Source organism: Jeotgalibacillus sp. JSM ZJ347, assembly GCF_044383825.1.
Lineage (GTDB): Bacteria > Bacillota > Bacilli > Bacillales > Jeotgalibacillaceae > Jeotgalibacillus.
Genome location: NZ_JBISEN010000007.1, coordinates 21,377 through 37,991, shown reverse-complemented (window position 1 = coordinate 37,991; position 16,615 = coordinate 21,377). Strand labels below are relative to the sequence as shown.

Annotated in this window: 14 protein-coding genes; all 14 read right to left on the bottom strand. The window is 45.4% G+C overall.

Annotated elements, in window-relative coordinates; genetic code table 11:
- Window positions 1-7: 7 nt before the first annotated feature.
- Window positions 8-286, bottom strand: coding sequence for a 30S ribosomal protein S19 (gene rpsS, locus ACH6CZ_RS14825; protein WP_374098236.1), 279 nt, complete (start codon window positions 284-286; stop codon window positions 8-10).
- 60 nt (window positions 287-346) lie between these two features.
- Complete coding sequence (gene rplB / locus ACH6CZ_RS14820) at window positions 347-1,177, bottom strand: 50S ribosomal protein L2 (protein ID WP_374098235.1); 831 nt, start codon at window positions 1,175-1,177, stop codon at window positions 347-349.
- 34 nt (window positions 1,178-1,211) lie between these two features.
- Entirely contained in the window at window positions 1,212-1,496 is a 285-nt protein-coding gene (gene rplW / locus ACH6CZ_RS14815; protein ID WP_374098234.1) for a 50S ribosomal protein L23, read from the bottom strand.
- Window positions 1,496-2,119, bottom strand: a complete 624-nt coding sequence (gene rplD, locus ACH6CZ_RS14810; RefSeq protein ID WP_374098233.1) for a 50S ribosomal protein L4 — start codon at window positions 2,117-2,119, stop codon at window positions 1,496-1,498. Before rplD ends, rplW begins: the two co-directional genes overlap by 1 nt.
- A 30-nt stretch (window positions 2,120-2,149) precedes the next feature.
- Window positions 2,150-2,779, bottom strand: coding sequence for a 50S ribosomal protein L3 (rplC, locus tag ACH6CZ_RS14805; RefSeq protein WP_374098232.1), 630 nt, complete (start codon window positions 2,777-2,779; stop codon window positions 2,150-2,152).
- A 43-nt stretch (window positions 2,780-2,822) separates the two neighbouring features.
- A complete protein-coding gene (gene rpsJ / locus ACH6CZ_RS14800) occupies window positions 2,823-3,131 on the bottom strand; it encodes a 30S ribosomal protein S10 (RefSeq protein ID WP_039806276.1) in 309 nt (102 codons plus the stop codon).
- 253 nt (window positions 3,132-3,384) lie between these two features.
- Window positions 3,385-3,849 carry a hypothetical protein gene (locus tag ACH6CZ_RS14795; RefSeq protein ID WP_374098231.1) on the bottom strand — a complete coding sequence of 155 codons (465 nt, stop codon included), beginning with the start codon at window positions 3,847-3,849 and terminating at the stop codon, window positions 3,385-3,387.
- A gap of 334 nt (window positions 3,850-4,183) precedes the next feature.
- Window positions 4,184-5,374, bottom strand: a complete 1,191-nt coding sequence (gene tuf, locus ACH6CZ_RS14790; RefSeq protein WP_374098230.1) for an elongation factor Tu — start codon at window positions 5,372-5,374, stop codon at window positions 4,184-4,186.
- 134 nt (window positions 5,375-5,508) lie between these two features.
- Window positions 5,509-7,587 carry an elongation factor G gene (gene fusA, locus ACH6CZ_RS14785; protein ID WP_374098229.1) on the bottom strand — a complete coding sequence of 693 codons (2,079 nt, stop codon included), beginning with the start codon at window positions 7,585-7,587 and terminating at the stop codon, window positions 5,509-5,511.
- A gap of 51 nt (window positions 7,588-7,638) precedes the next feature.
- On the bottom strand, window positions 7,639-8,109 hold the full coding sequence (gene rpsG, locus ACH6CZ_RS14780; protein WP_039806267.1) for a 30S ribosomal protein S7: 471 nt from the start codon (window positions 8,107-8,109) through the stop codon (window positions 7,639-7,641).
- A gap of 47 nt (window positions 8,110-8,156) precedes the next feature.
- Window positions 8,157-8,576 carry a 30S ribosomal protein S12 gene (gene rpsL, locus ACH6CZ_RS14775; RefSeq protein WP_041120831.1) on the bottom strand — a complete coding sequence of 140 codons (420 nt, stop codon included), beginning with the start codon at window positions 8,574-8,576 and terminating at the stop codon, window positions 8,157-8,159.
- Window positions 8,577-8,676: 100 nt separating this feature from the next.
- Entirely contained in the window at window positions 8,677-8,925 is a 249-nt protein-coding gene (locus tag ACH6CZ_RS14770) for a 50S ribosomal protein L7ae-like protein (RefSeq protein ID WP_041120830.1), read from the bottom strand.
- A gap of 371 nt (window positions 8,926-9,296) precedes the next feature.
- Window positions 9,297-12,896, bottom strand: coding sequence for a DNA-directed RNA polymerase subunit beta' (gene rpoC / locus ACH6CZ_RS14765; protein WP_374098228.1), 3,600 nt, complete (start codon window positions 12,894-12,896; stop codon window positions 9,297-9,299).
- 60 nt (window positions 12,897-12,956) lie between these two features.
- Window positions 12,957-16,517, bottom strand: coding sequence for a DNA-directed RNA polymerase subunit beta (rpoB, locus tag ACH6CZ_RS14760; protein WP_374098227.1), 3,561 nt, complete (start codon window positions 16,515-16,517; stop codon window positions 12,957-12,959).
- Window positions 16,518-16,615 lie beyond the last annotated feature (98 nt).

Here is a 16,615-nt window from a genome sequence, read left to right as displayed (position 1 = left end):
CTCTCAATTAGCGTCTTGTTTTCTTATCATCACTTGCGTGACCTTTGTACGTACGGCTTGGTGCGAATTCACCTAGTTTATGACCAACCATGTCTTCTGTCACGTAAACCGGTACGTGTTTGCGTCCATCGTATACAGCGATTGTATGACCGATGAAGTTAGGGAAGATTGTTGAACGACGAGACCAAGTTTTAATAACCTGCTTCTTGTCTGATTCATTAAGCTTCTCAACTTTTGACATTAAATGATCGTCCACAAAAGGTCCTTTTTTCAAGCTGCGACCCATATTGGAACCTCCCTTCGTGATTGCCCTACGGTCCGTTTGATGAACCGTAGCTCAATCCCGTTATTTTTTACGACGACGTACGATAAATTTATCGGACTTGTTTGTCTTCTTACGAGTCTTGTAACCAAGAGTTGGTTTGCCCCATGGTGACATTGGTGATTTACGGCCGATTGGCGCTTTACCTTCACCACCACCGTGTGGGTGATCATTCGGGTTCATTACAGAACCACGTACAGTTGGGCGCTTGCCTAACCAGCGTGAACGTCCTGCTTTACCGATGTTGATTAGTTCGTGTTGTTCGTTACCAACTTGTCCTACTGTCGCACGGCAAGTTGAAAGGATCATACGAGTTTCGCCTGAGTTAAGACGTACAAGAACGTATTTACCTTCTTTACCTAGAACCTGTGCTGATGTACCAGCTGAACGTACAAGCTGACCACCTTTACCAGGCTTAAGCTCGATGTTGTGGATAACTGTACCCACTGGGATGTTGATTAGTGGAAGTGCGTTACCTGTCTTGATGTCCGCTTCAGGACCTGACATAACTTCCATGCCTACTACTAGTCCTTTAGGAGCTAGGATGTAACGCTTCTCACCATCAACGTAGTTGATTAGTGCAATGTTTGCTGAACGGTTTGGATCGTATTCGATCGTAGCAACGCGTCCTGGAATGCCATCTTTCGTACGAGCGAAATCGATGACACGGTATTGGCGCTTATGGCCTCCACCATGATGACGAACTGTTAACTTACCCTGGTTGTTACGGCCACCTTTACGCTTAATAGGCGCAAGAAGTGATTTTTCCGGCTTGCTAGTTGTAATCTCAGCAAAGTCAGAAGCTGTCATGCCGCGACGACCGTTAGAGGTAGGTTTGTACTTTTTAATCGCCATGTCTGTTCCCTCCTCTTCTATTTATCGGTTTATTTTAAACCTCGAAAAATTCGATTTCTTTGCTGTCTTCTGTCAGGGTTACAATTGCTTTGCGACGCTTGTTAGTATAACCAGTGTAACGTCCCATGCGCTTGAATTTACCTTTGTAGTTCATGATGTTTACTTTCTCAACATCCACACCAAAGATTTCCTGGATTGCGTCTTTCACCTGTGTTTTGTTAGCACGAGTGTCGACTTCGAACGTGTATTTCTTCTCACCCATAAGGTCTGAAGAACGCTCTGTAATTACGGGGCGCTTAATAATATCGCGAGCATCCATTATGCAAGCACCTCCTCTACTTTTTGAACTGCACCTTTCGTCATAACCACTTTGTCGTGGCCAAGTACATCAAGTACGTTGACGCCAGTAGCAGAAATAACTGTTACGCCTGGAATGTTACGTCCAGATAGAGCAACGTTTTCGTCAAGACCTTCAGTCACTACTAGGACCTTCTTGTCTAGTGAAAGGCTGCTTAATACTGAAGCAAATTCCTTCGTTTTTGGCGATTCGAATGAAAGCGCCTCTAGAACTAAGATGTTTTCTTCAGCAACTTTGCTTGAAAGAGCTGATTTGATCGCCAGACGACGAACTTTTTTAGGAAGCTTATAGCTATAGCTGCGTGGTGTTGGACCGAATACAGTACCACCGCCGCGCCATTGTGGTGAACGGATCGAACCTTGACGGGCACGTCCAGTTCCCTTCTGACGCCATGGCTTACGACCGCCGCCAGCTACTTCAGAACGATTTTTTACTTTGTGAGTTCCCTGACGCTGTGCAGCACGCTGCATCAGTACAGTTTCGAACATCACTGCGTTGTTTGGCTCAATGCCGAAGATGGATTCGTTAAGCTCGATATCACCAGCTTGTGAACCATCCTGTTTAAATAAGGATACTTTAGGCATTCCTGTTTCCTCCTTTCCGATTAACGTTTATTATTTCGCTTTAATCGCGCTTTTTACTGTGATAAGTGTCTTGTTAGGGCCAGGAACGTTCCCTTTAACAAGCAATAGGTTACGTTCAGCATCAACCTTAACGATTGAAAGGTTCTGAACTGTAATCTTTTCTCCGCCCATGCGTCCAGGTAGTAATTTACCTTTGAATACGCGGTTTGGATCAACAGGACCCATTGAACCAGGACGACGGTGGTAACGAGAACCGTGAGTCATTGGTCCGCGGGATTGGTTGTGACGCTTGATTGCACCCTGAAAACCTTTACCCTTCGATACTCCTGTTACATCTACTACATCGCCTTCTGCGAAAATATCAACCTTGACTTCTTGACCAATCTCATACTCGCCAAGCTCAACACCGCGGATTTCACGGACGAAGCGCTTAGGAGCCGTTTCAGCTTTAGCGGCATGTCCTTTTGATGGTTTGTTAGCAAGCTTTTCGCGCTTGTCTTCGAAACCGATCTGGATTGATTCGTATCCGTCAGTATCAACAGCTTTCTTTTGAAGAACTACGTTTGGCGTAGCTTCGATTACTGTTACTGGGATAAGATCGCCGTTCTCAGCAAAAACCTGAGTCATTCCAATCTTTCTTCCTAAGATTCCTTTGGTCATTAGTCACACCTCCTATAATGTTTAATAATTTATTTTTTGTTGATTAAAGTTTGATTTCGATGTCAACGCCAGACGGTAAATCAAGACGCATTAGCGCATCTACCGTTTGTGGTGTTGGGTTCACAATGTCTACTAGACGCTTATGTGTGCGCATTTCAAACTGCTCACGAGCATCCTTATATTTGTGGACCGCACGAAGAATTGTGTAAACAGACTTTTCAGTTGGAAGCGGGATTGGACCCGAAACACTCGCACCTGAACGTTTTGCAGTTTCAACAATCTTCTCAGCAGACTGATCTAGAATTCTGTGATCATATGCTTTCAAACGGATACGGATTTTTTGTTTTGCCATTATTTTCCCTCCTTTATCGCCTATTTAGGAATAGACATTCTCCGCAGAAATTTCCCACACACGAGCCATGGCAAAGCGGCCGGGTGTGTCGGCAACCTCCTGCATCATCGCAAGTCAAAGACCAACATTAAATATTATACAGAAAATAATTCATTTGTGCAACCCCTGTTGCGAAATTACTTTCCGAATACACTTTGTCTATTATAAGACGCATCCAGCTGTCTTTCAAGTGGTAAGAAAATATGCAGAAAATTCATAGGTTTTTCCGGTGCTTAATGAGATATTCTGCTGCTTTTGACCAGGGATGATTTGTTCGAAACGCCTTGTGCCTGTCGTTTAAAAATGAGCTGAAAGATAAATAGTGGAGATCTTCATCTGAGAGCATATGCAGTTCGATTCGATCCTTTAATTGATGTAAATCACGTTTGACGGCAATTGCTTTTTCATCCAGGTGAAAAAGTCTTGAGATCATGGATCCGAACCGTCTTTCTTCTATGGTAAAGTACCCTTCCCTTTCCCACTGCTTTAATAGGGATAGGTATTGTTCATTCAGATCAATGTAGCTGCTCATGGCTGAGATGGACAGTTCAGTAGGTTGGCTGTTTTTTAATGACTTCTGATAAGTAAGTATGACGAGTGGCAAAATCGGCTGGATCTGACGCTTTGGTTTTTTAGTCTGCTGATCATAGACTGATAGCCAGAGATGGATCGGCTGCATAGCGGTGGCTCCTTTTTGATTTCAGGTTATGTGCGACAGGTTTCTTCTATAGTAGTGTAGCTGATTTGGCGGGGGCGGGGAAGTGAGTTTGGGTTCCTGGGCTGGTGATCAAGTGGCAGGGCGAGATGGTTTTTAGGATCAGATACTGTGTATTTCGGATGAGGTTCAAGGGATTTCGGGTCTCATTCGATATTTTTCGGTTCACATATTCAAAATTTCGGTTCACATTTAAGCATTTTCAGATCACATTCCACTCGTATCCCTCCTTCCCTTTTCACGCATAAAAAAATCCTGCACCCATAAGGATGCAGGATTTGTATAAGCAAAGTCGCTATTACTTCTGGATAGAAGCTACAACGCCAGCGCCTACTGTACGTCCACCTTCACGAATAGAGAACTTAGTTCCTTCTTCGATTGCGATAGGAGAGATTAGCTCAACAGTCATTTCGATGTTGTCGCCAGGCATAACCATTTCTACTCCTTCAGGAAGGTTACATACGCCAGTTACGTCCGTAGTACGGAAGTAGAACTGTGGGCGGTAGTTAGTGAAGAATGGAGTGTGACGTCCACCTTCTTCTTTTGATAGAACATAAACTTCAGCTTTGAAGTTAGTGTGTGGAGTGATTGTTCCTGGCTTAGCAAGAACCTGTCCACGGTTGATGTCGTCGCGAGAAACCCCACGAAGAAGTGCGCCAATGTTGTCGCCAGCTTCTGCATAGTCAAGAAGCTTACGGAACATTTCAACACCAGTAACAGTAGTTTTCTTCGGCTCTTCAGAAAGACCGATGATTTCTACTTCGTCACCAACTTTAACTTGTCCACGCTCAACACGTCCAGTAGCAACTGTACCACGACCAGTGATTGAGAATACGTCCTCAACTGGCATCATGAATGGCTTTTCAGTGTCACGCTCTGGAGTTGGGATGTAGCTGTCAACAGCTTCCATAAGTTCGAAGATTTTCTCTTCCCACTCAGCTTCTCCTTCAAGAGCTTTAAGTGCAGAACCTTTGATTACAGGAACATCGTCGCCTGGGAAATCGTACTCAGAAAGAAGGTCACGGATTTCCATTTCAACTAGTTCAAGTAGTTCTTCGTCGTCTACCATGTCACACTTGTTCATGAATACAACAAGGTAAGGTACACCTACCTGACGAGATAGAAGGATGTGCTCACGAGTCTGTGGCATTGGGCCATCAGCAGCAGATACTACAAGAATACCGCCGTCCATCTGAGCAGCACCAGTGATCATGTTCTTAACATAGTCGGCGTGTCCTGGGCAGTCAACGTGTGCGTAGTGACGAGTGTCAGTTTCGTACTCAACGTGTGCAGTTGAGATTGTGATTCCGCGCTCGCGCTCTTCTGGAGCACCATCGATTTGATCGTATGCCATTGCAGATCCACGACCATATTTCTTGTGAAGTACAGTTGTGATTGCAGCAGTTAGAGTTGTTTTACCATGGTCAACGTGTCCGATTGTTCCAATATTCGCATGGGTTTTCGAACGGTCGAATTTTTCCTTAGCCATTACGGAATTCCTCCTTAAAATAATTAAAAGTTAATTAGTTTTATTTTTAAATGTGGCTTCCCTGGGGACGGTTGCCCCCAGAAGTCACCACAGCTTACATAAGTAGTTATACTTTATTGTAAGGGTGAAATCAATTATTCACCTTTATTTTTTTTGATGATTTCTTCACTCACAGACTTCGGTACTTCCTCGTAGTGATCGAAGAACATTGAGAATGTTCCACGTCCCTGCGTGTTAGAACGAAGTGAAGTTGCGTAACCGAACATTTCAGCAAGCGGTACAAATGCTTTAACGATTTGTGTGTTACCGCGAGCAGACATACCTTCTACGCGTCCACGGCGAGCTGTAACGTCACCCATGATGTCTCCCATGTATTCTTCTGGGATCATAACTTCTACGCGCATTAGCGGCTCAAGAAGAACCGGGTTACACTTAGAAACTGCATTTTTAAGTGCCATAGATGCAGCAATCTTAAACGCCATCTCAGAGGAGTCAACATCGTGGTATGAACCATCGTATAACTTCGCTTTGATGTCGATTAGAGGGTAACCAGCAAGTACACCGTTGTCTAGAGAGTCTTCAAGACCCTGCTGAACAGCCGGGATGTATTCACGTGGTACAGATCCCCCAACGATTGCATTTTCAAATTCAAAGCCTGCTCCTTCTTCGTTTGGAGAGAATTCGATCTTAACGTGACCGAACTGTCCACGACCACCAGACTGGCGGACGAACTTCCCTTCAACTTGTGCAGAGCCGCGGAATGTTTCACGGTAAGATACCTGAGGAGCACCCACGTTAGCTTCTACTTTGAATTCACGCTTCATACGGTCAACTAGGATATCAAGGTGAAGCTCACCCATACCCGCGATGATCGTCTGTCCAGTTTCCTGGTCAGTGTGTGCGTGGAATGTTGGATCTTCTTCCTGAAGCTTCTGAAGCGCCTGAGACATCTTGTCCTGGTCAGCTTTAGACTTAGGTTCGATCGCAACAGAGATAACTGGCTCAGGGAATTCCATTGACTCAAGAATAACAAGACTCTTTTCGTCACATAGTGTGTCCCCTGTAGTTGTGTCTTTAAGACCAACTGCAGCAGCGATATCTCCAGCGTACACTTCCGCAATTTCTTCACGAGAGTTAGCGTGCATCTGCAGGATACGTCCTACACGCTCACGCTTACCTTTCGTTGCATTCTGTACGTATGAACCAGACTGGAGCACACCAGAATAAACACGGAAGAATGTAAGCTTACCTACATAAGGGTCTGTCATTACTTTAAATGCAAGCGCTGAGAATGGCTCTTCGTCGCTAGCTGGACGAACAACTTCTTCTTCTGTCTCAGGAACATGTCCTGTGATTGGCTTAACATCAAGTGGTGACGGAAGGTATTCAAGTACTGCATCAAGCAGAAGCTGAACCCCTTTGTTTTTGAAAGCAGAACCACAGATTACTGGGTAGAATTCAACGTCACAAGTTCCTTTACGGATTGCAGCTTTGATTTCATCCACTGTCATTTCTTCGCCTTCAAGGTATTTCATCATTAGATCTTCATCAAGATCTGCTACCGCTTCAATTAGCTTTCCACGGTATTCTTCAGCTTGTTCCTTGTATTCTTCAGGAATTTCACGCTGCTCAGTACGAGTACCAAGATCATCTTCATAGAAGTATGCTACGTTTTCAACAAGGTCGATGATTCCTTCGAATTCATCTTCCGCGCCGATTGGCAGTTGAATTGGGTGAGCATTAGCCTGAAGACGGTCGTGAAGTGTTCCTACAGAATATAGGAAGTCTGCCCCGATCTTATCCATCTTATTAACGAATACGATACGAGGAACACCGTATGTTGTCGCTTGACGCCATACAGTTTCTGTCTGTGGCTCAACACCCGACTGGGCATCAAGTACACCTACAGCACCATCAAGTACACGCAGTGAACGTTCAACTTCTACTGTGAAGTCTACGTGTCCTGGTGTATCAATGATGTTTACACGGTGGCCCTTCCATGAAGCAGTTGTTGCAGCAGATGTGATCGTGATCCCACGCTCCTGCTCCTGCTCCATCCAGTCCATCTGTGATGCACCTTCGTGCGTTTCACCGATCTTGTGGATACGGCCAGTGTAGTAAAGGATACGCTCCGTAGCAGTCGTTTTACCAGCATCGATGTGAGCCATGATACCGATATTACGAGTGTCTTTTAAGGAGAACTCTCTAGGCATTGGTCTTTCTCCTTCCTACTAAATGAGATTTGGTTTATAAAATGCTGAATCTTACCAGCGGTAGTGAGCAAATGCTTTATTTGCTTCAGCCATTTTATGCATATCTTCACGCTTCTTAACTGAAGCGCCAGTGTTGTTTGCTGCATCAAGAATTTCATTAGCAAGACGCTCTTCCATCGTCTTTTCTCCACGAAGACGCGCATAGTTTACTAACCAGCGAAGTCCAAGTGTAGTACGACGTTCCGGACGCACCTCAACCGGTACCTGATAGTTCGCTCCGCCGACACGACGAGCACGTACTTCAAGAACTGGCATGATGTTCTTAAGCGCCTGGTCGAATACTTCTAGAGCATCTTTCCCAGAACGTTCTTGAACGATATCGAAAGCAGAATATAAGATACGCTGAGCTGTACCTTTCTTTCCGTCAATCATGATTTTGTTTACTAGACGAGTTACCAGCTTCGAGTTATGAATCGGATCTGGTAAAACATCACGTTTTGCAACTGCACCTTTACGAGGCATGTGATTTCCTCCTTTCATAGGAAAATAACTTCTTTATATTGAATCGATTACTTTTGGTCTTTAGGTCTCTTAGTACCGTATAGTGAACGACCTTGACGACGTCCATCTACACCAGCAGTATCAAGCGCACCACGTACGATGTGGTAACGTACCCCTGGTAAATCCTTTACACGTCCTCCACGGATAAGAACAACACTGTGCTCTTGAAGGTTGTGCCCGATACCAGGAATGTATGCTGTAACCTCGATCTGGTTTGTAAGACGCACACGAGCGTATTTACGAAGTGCCGAGTTCGGCTTCTTCGGTGTCATCGTACCAACACGAGTACAAACACCACGCTTTTGTGGTGATGAAAGGTTAGTCGCTTTCTTCTTGAAGCTGTTGTAACCTTTGTTAAGTGCTGGTGAGTCAGACTTTGAGCCCTTTGATTGGCGTGGATTACGCACTAATTGGTTAATAGTAGGCATGTTTATGTCCTCCCTTCTTCATTATTTTAAGCCCACACATCCAGGTGGTTCATTTTAGGGTAAAAACAAAGTCTTTGCAACTTCTGCTGCAAAAACATGTTTACATAGTAATGGCTACCGCAGCAGCACCAACCTCGATCCCGCACGCTTTGCCCAGCTTCTTCATTGAATCCACATGGGTTACGTTTACGTTCATCTCTTCAGCGGTGAGTAGCACCCGGTCAATTACATGGCGGTCGACATCGTCTGCAACGATGACTTCCTTCACTGACCCTGCTTTGAGTGCCTTTACGACTTGCTTGGATCCTACAATGATGTGTTTAGCCTGTGATACTTTTTCATAAGACATAATCATATCCTCCAAAGTAACAGGTTGTTAATTAGTAGCAACCTTGAATATATTATCATCTCAATGATAGGTTGTCAACAAAGTTTGTAAATAATTGCAGTGTCTTTATAAAGATTAAATAGAATCAGCTGATCTCCGGTAACCGCTGTTGATTTCCGTGGGGGACCTCGCTTTCCTGCCCCCGGACGGTGAGCCTCCTCAGGCTGCGCCTTGCAGGGTCTCACCTGTCCCTTCCTGGGGCGGGAGTCTACGTCCCCCACTACAATCAACTGCTAGTACTTCCATAAAAACAATTGCATTCTTCTAAAACATAATAGATAAAAAAGGTGACGCCACAAGGGCGCCACCTTTTTGCTTTCACAGGCTGTGAATTATTCCACGGATACTGCTTCTTCCTCTGGAATGTCTTCATTTTCGATCTCAGCCTGGCGATAGCGCTGCATACCTGTTCCGGCTGGAACAAGTTTACCGATGATAACATTTTCCTTGAGTCCAAGTAGCTCGTCACGCTTTCCTTTGATTGCTGCGTCTGTCAGGACACGAGTTGTCTCCTGGAATGATGCAGCTGATAGGAATGATTCTGTTTCAAGAGATGCTTTTGTGATCCCCAGGATAAGCGGGCGGCCTGTTGCCGGCTGCTTACCATCAAGCAGAACCTGTTCGTTTGCTTCCATGAACTGGTGTACATCAAGCAGTGAACCTGGCAACAGTTCTGTTTCTCCGGCTTCAATAACACGGACTTTACGAAGCATCTGGCGAACCATTACCTCAACGTGCTTATCACCGATTTCAACACCCTGCATACGGTATACTTTTTGTACTTCTTTCAGTAGATATTCCTGAACGGCAGCAACGTCACGGATCTTGATCAGTTCTTTCGGATCGATTGAACCTTCTGTTAGAACCTGACCGCGTTCGATGACATCATCAACTGCCACTTTCAGACGTGCAGTGTAAGGAGCAGAATACGTCTTTGTTTCTACTTCACCTTTCACTGTAATATCCTGCTGACGGTCTTTACCTTCTGTGATCTCAGTTACGACACCATCAATTTCAGAAATCGTAGCCTGACCTTTCGGGTTACGCGCTTCGAAGATTTCCTGGATACGCGGAAGACCCTGTGTGATATCGTCTCCTGCTACACCACCTGTGTGGAATGTACGCATTGTAAGCTGTGTACCCGGCTCACCGATTGACTGGGCTGCGATGATTCCGACTGCTTCGCCGACTTCAACTTTTTCACCAGTCGCAAGGTTCTTACCATAACACTTCTCACATACGCCATGACGCGTGTTACAAGTGAATGCAGAACGGATTGACACTTCTTCTACACCAGATTCAACAATCTGACGGGCGATATCTTCTGTGATCAGCTCATTGCGTTTCACGAAGATTTCACCAGTTTCAGGATGCTTCACAGTCTGGTTAGAGTAACGGCCTTCTAGACGCTCTTCAAGCGCTTCGATGATTTCTGTTCCGTCTTTTAATGAACTTACGCGCAGACCACGGTCAGTACCACAATCCTCTTCACGGACAATAACATCTTGTGCTACGTCTACAAGTCGGCGAGTCAGGTAACCTGAATCGGCTGTTTTCAGTGCTGTATCGGCAAGACCTTTACGTGCACCGTGTGTAGAGATGAAGTACTCAAGTACTGTCAGACCTTCACGGAAACTTGACTTGATCGGAAGCTCGATGATACGTCCAGCCGGGTTGGCCATCAGACCACGCATACCGGCAAGCTGCGTAAAGTTAGATGCGTTACCACGGGCACCTGAGTCACTCATCATGTAGATTGGATTCAGGCTGTCGAGTGTAAGCATCAGCTTATCCTGGATAACATCCTTCGCTGCTGACCAGATTGAGATGACACGCTCATAGCGCTCCTCTTCTGTAATCAGACCACGGCGGAATTGCTTCTGGACTTTATCAACTTTCAACTGTGCCTCATCAAGGATTTCCTGCTTCTCAGGAAGTACCACGATATCAGCGATACCAATTGTGATACCAGCACGTGTTGAGTGCTTGAATCCAAGATTCTTCATGCTATCAAGCATTTTAGACGTATCCGTTAAGTGGAATCGCTTGAAGACTTCAGCAATGATGCTTCCAAGGAAACCTTTCTTAAACGGCGTTACAAGATCAGCTGATTTGAAGTGTTCTTTTACATCAGTTGTCGGGTCAACGAAGTACTTATCAGGTGTATTTACCTCAAGGTTCTCCATTGTTGGCTCGTTGATGTAGTGGAACTCTTCCGGAAGAATTTCGTTAAAGATTACTTTTCCGACAGTTGTCAGAAGAAGTTTCTTCGTCTGTTCTTCCGTAAATGTTGGTTTATTTACAGCACCTGCATGGATCGCAATACGTGTGTGCAGGTGAACATAACCATTCTGGTATGCAAGAAGGACTTCATCCGCATCGCGGAATACTGAACCTTCACCTACAGCGTCTTTACGTTCTAATGTCAGGTAGTAGTTACCAAGTACCATATCCTGAGACGGTGTAACAACTGGTTTCCCGTCCTTCGGATTAAGGATGTTCTGTGCAGCAAGCATAAGAAGGCGCGCTTCAGCCTGAGCTTCAGATGATAGTGGTACGTGAACCGCCATCTGGTCACCGTCAAAGTCAGCGTTATAAGCTGTACATACGAGCGGGTGAAGACGGATCGCACGGCCTTCAACCAATGTTGGTTCGAATGCCTGGATACCAAGACGGTGAAGTGTAGGTGCACGGTTAAGTAGAACCGGATGCTCCTTGATGACATCTTCAAGTACGTCCCAAACTTCATCATGAACACGTTCAATCTTACGTTTTGCACTCTTAATATTATGCGCAAGACCGCGCTCAACAAGTTCTTTCATGACGAAAGGCTTGAATAGTTCAAGTGCCATTTCCTTCGGCAGTCCACACTGATACATTTTCAGGCTAGGTCCAACAACGATAACTGAACGGCCTGAGTAGTCAACACGCTTACCAAGAAGGTTTTGACGGAAACGTCCCTGCTTCCCTTTCAGCATATGAGAAAGAGATTTCAATGGACGGTTACCTGGTCCTGTAACCGGACGACCACGACGTCCATTATCGATTAGTGCATCTACAGCTTCCTGCAGCATACGCTTTTCATTTTGAACGATGATGCTCGGGGCACCAAGGTCCAATAGACGCTTCAGACGGTTGTTACGGTTAATCACACGACGGTACAGGTCGTTCAGGTCAGATGTGGCGAAGCGTCCGCCATCAAGCTGAACCATCGGACGAAGTTCCGGTGGGATAACAGGTAATACATCAAGAATCATCCAGTCAGGGTGGTTTCCTGAGTTACGGAATGACTCCACTACTTCAAGACGCTTGATCGCACGCGTACGACGCTGTCCCTGAGCAGTTTTTAATTCTTCTTTCAGCATTTCCGCTTCTTTATCAAGATCGATATCCTGAAGCAGCTTACGGATTGCTTCAGCTCCCATTGCAGCCTGGAACTTACCGCTGTACTTTTCACGGTACGCACGGTATTCCTTCTCAGAAAGAAGCTGTTTCTTTTCAAGTGCAGTGTCCCCTGCTTCAGTTACTACGTATGAAGCAAAGTAGATCACTTCTTCAAGCGCACGTGGTGACATGTCAAGCACAAGTCCCATGCGGCTTGGAATGCCTTTGAAGTACCAGATGTGAGATACAGGTGCAGCAAGCTCGATGTGACCCATACGTTCACGGCGGACTTTTGCACGCGTTACTTCAACACCACAGCGGTCACAAACGACGCCCTTATAACGGACGCGCTTGTATTTACCGCAGTGACACTCCCAGTCTTTCTGCGGGCCGAAAATTCGCTCGCAGAAAAGACCGTCTTTTTCAGGCTTCAGTGTACGATAGTTAATCGTTTCAGGTTTTTTCACTTCACCAAATGACCAAGAGCGGATCTTGTCTGGTGAGGCTAAACCAATTTTCATATATTCAAAGTTATTAACATCTATCAAGGAGCCTACCTCCCTTTTCGTTTAAAGGTTTCACCCTATTGTTGATTCCCAGTGTCACAACTATTCTTTCGTACCGACAGTTTCAGAAGCTGGTGCTTCTGTTTCCGGCGCAATGTTTAATGCATCAGCCTGATGGATGTCGTCATCGTCATCAAGGTCGCGCATTTCGATTTCTTCGTCGTTGGCAGATAGCATCTTCACATCCATACCAAGACTCTGAAGTTCTTTGATTAATACTTTAAATGATTCAGGAACGCCCGGCTCCGGAACGCTGTCACCTTTCACGATCGCTTCGTACGTTTTCACACGTCCGACAACGTCATCTGATTTGACAGTAAGAATTTCCTGAAGTGTATAAGCGGCACCATATGCTTCAAGTGCCCAAACCTCCATCTCACCAAAACGCTGCCCGCCAAACTGTGCTTTACCGCCCAGTGGCTGCTGTGTAACGAGTGAGTATGGTCCAGTTGAACGTGCGTGAAGCTTGTCATCAACCATGTGCGCAAGCTTAATCATATACATGACGCCTACTGATACACGGTTGTCGAATGGGTCACCAGTTCTTCCATCATAAAGAACTGTCTTACCATCACGTGACATACCTGCTTCTTCGATTGTTTCCCAAACGTCTTCCTCATTGGCACCATCAAATACCGGTGTTGCGATATGGATACCCATTGCACGGGCAGCCATTCCCATGTGCATCTCAAGAACCTGACCGATGTTCATACGAGATGGTACACCAAGTGGATTTAACATGATGTCAATCGGCGTGCCGTCTGGAAGATATGGCATATCTTCTTCTGGAAGAATACGTGAGATAACACCTTTGTTACCGTGACGTCCGGCCATTTTATCCCCTACAGAGATCTTTCTCTTCTGTACGATATACACGCGTACCAGCTGGTTCACACCAGGAGGCAGCTCATCGCCGTCTTCACGGTTAAAGATTTTCACATCAAGGATGATTCCGCCTGCTCCGTGTGGTACACGAAGTGACGTATCACGCACTTCACGTGCTTTTTCACCGAAGATTGCGTGAAGCAGACGTTCTTCAGCAGTCAGCTCAGTTACACCTTTAGGCGTTACTTTACCAACAAGAATATCTCCATCTTTTACTTCAGCACCGACACGGATAATTCCACGGTCGTCAAGGTTGCGAAGTGCATCCTCACCTACGTTTGGAATATCACGTGTGATTTCTTCAGGTCCAAGCTTTGTATCACGAGATTCTGATTCATATTCTTCAATATGAATAGACGTGTATACATCGTCTTTTACAAGGCGCTCACTCATGATGACAGCATCCTCGTAGTTAAAACCGTCCCATGTCATGAAGCCGACAAGTACGTTACGTCCAAGCGCAAGTTCTCCTGCTTCCATCGATGGTCCGTCTGCAAGAATTTCACCTTTTTCAACACGGTCACCTACAGCAACGATTGGACGCTGGTTGTAGCATGTACCCTGATTTGAACGGATGAATTTTTGCAGGTTGTATTTATCAAGATCGCCTTCTGTCTCCTTACCGTCGACATCTGTTAAGCGGCGTACCCAAACCTGGTTGGCCTGAACGCGCTCGACGATTCCTTCATACTTATTAATCACTGCAGCTCCTGAGTCCTTCGCAGAAACGTGTTCCATTCCTGTACCTACAAAAGGTGCTTCTGGATTCATTAGTGGAACTGCTTGACGCTGCATGTTCGCTCCCATTAACGCACGGTTCGAGTCATCGTTTTCAAGGAACGGGATACATGCTGTCGCAGCAGATACAACCTGCTTAGGCGATACGTCCATGTAGTCGATACGGTCACGCTTGAATACTGTGTTTTCACCGCGGAAACGGGAAACAACTTCTTCATCAAGGAATGAACCATCTTCGCCAAGACGCGCATTTGCCTGTGCTACAACATAGTTATCCTCTTCATCAGCAGTCAGATAATCAATGCGTTCTGTTACTCTGCCTGTCTCAGGGTCAACGCGGCGGTATGGTGTTTCGATAAATCCGAAACGGTTTACCTTCGCAAAACTTGACAATGAGTTGATCAGCCCGATGTTCGGACCCTCAGGCGTTTCGATCGGACACATACGGCCATAGTGAGAATAGTGAACGTCACGTACCTCAAAGCCGGCACGCTCACGTGTTAAACCACCAGGTCCAAGTGCAGACAGACGACGTTTGTGCGTCAGTTCCGCAAGCGGGTTTGTCTGGTCCATGAACTGAGAAAGCTGAGAGCTTCCAAAGAATTCTTTGATAGAAGCAATAACAGGACGGATATTAATCAGCTGTTGAGGCGTGATTGTATTTGTATCCTGGATTGACATTCTTTCACGAACCACACGTTCCATACGTGACAGACCAATACGGAATTGGTTCTGCAGTAACTCCCCTACTGAACGCAGACGACGGTTACCAAGGTGATCAATATCATCTGTTAAGCCAACGCCGTGCAGCAGGTTAAAGAAGTAACTGATAGAAGAAACGATGTCAGCAATCGTAATGTTTTTCACGCTGTCATCAACATAAGCATTACTGATTACATTGATTTCCTGACCTTCTTCTGAGTTAGGCACCTGAATTTTTATTGTCTGAAGTGTTAGATCCTCTTCAACAACTCCGCCTACCTGATTATAAGTAATGAAGCCTACGCCACTTTCGAGGTTAGGAATCAGCTTATCAAGGTTACGACGGTCAAGCGTTGTTCCTTTTTCAGCTAAAATTTCGCCAGTTTCAGGGTCAGCAAGTGTTTCAGCCAGAACCTGTCCAAATAGACGATTTTTTATATGAAGCTTTTTATTCATTTTATAACGGCCGACATTAGCCAAATCATAACGCTTAGGGTCAAAGAAACGTGATTCCAGAAGACTCTTGGCATTCTCTACAGTCGGTGGTTCACCCGGACGCAGACGCTCATAGATTTCCAGAAGCGCTTTTTCAACACTTTCGGTATTGTCTTTTTCAAGCGTATTGCGGATATACTCGTTGTCTCCGATCAGATCAATAATTTCCTGATCAGATCCAAAACCAAGTGCACGCAGCAATACAGTCACAGGAAGTTTACGTGTACGGTCGATACGGACGTGAACAACGTCTTTTGCATCTGTTTCGTACTCAAGCCAAGCACCACGGTTTGGAATAACCGTTGCACCGAAGCCGCGCTTCCCGTTTTTGTCCATTTTATCGTGGAAATAAACGCTTGGAGAACGAACAAGCTGAGAAACGATAACACGCTCTGCTCCATTAATAATGAAGGTGCCTGTTTCAGTCATCAGCGGGAAGTCTCCCATAAATACATCCTGGTCTTTTACTTCGCCAGTTTCTTTATTCAATAGACGTACCTTTACACGAAGCGGCGCAGAGTAAGTCACGTCGCGCTCCTTAGATTCGTCAACAGAATACTTAGGCTCACCAAGGCTGTAATCAATAAACTCAAGTGACAAGTTTCCTGTGAAATCTTCGATCGGCGAAATATCGCGGAACATTTCGCGTAATCCTTCTTCTAAAAACCAATCGTAAGAAGCTGTCTGAATCTCTATCAGATTCGGTAAATCCAGCACCTCACTAATACGCGCATAGCTTCTGCGCTGGCGGTGTCGTCCATACTGAACTAGTTGACCTGTCAACTGATTCACCCCTCAAATCAAGCATTTTAGCGTCCGCTTATCTCTTAAAAAAGAAAAAACGAACATAACACAAATAGAAAACGGGAAAACTCCACATT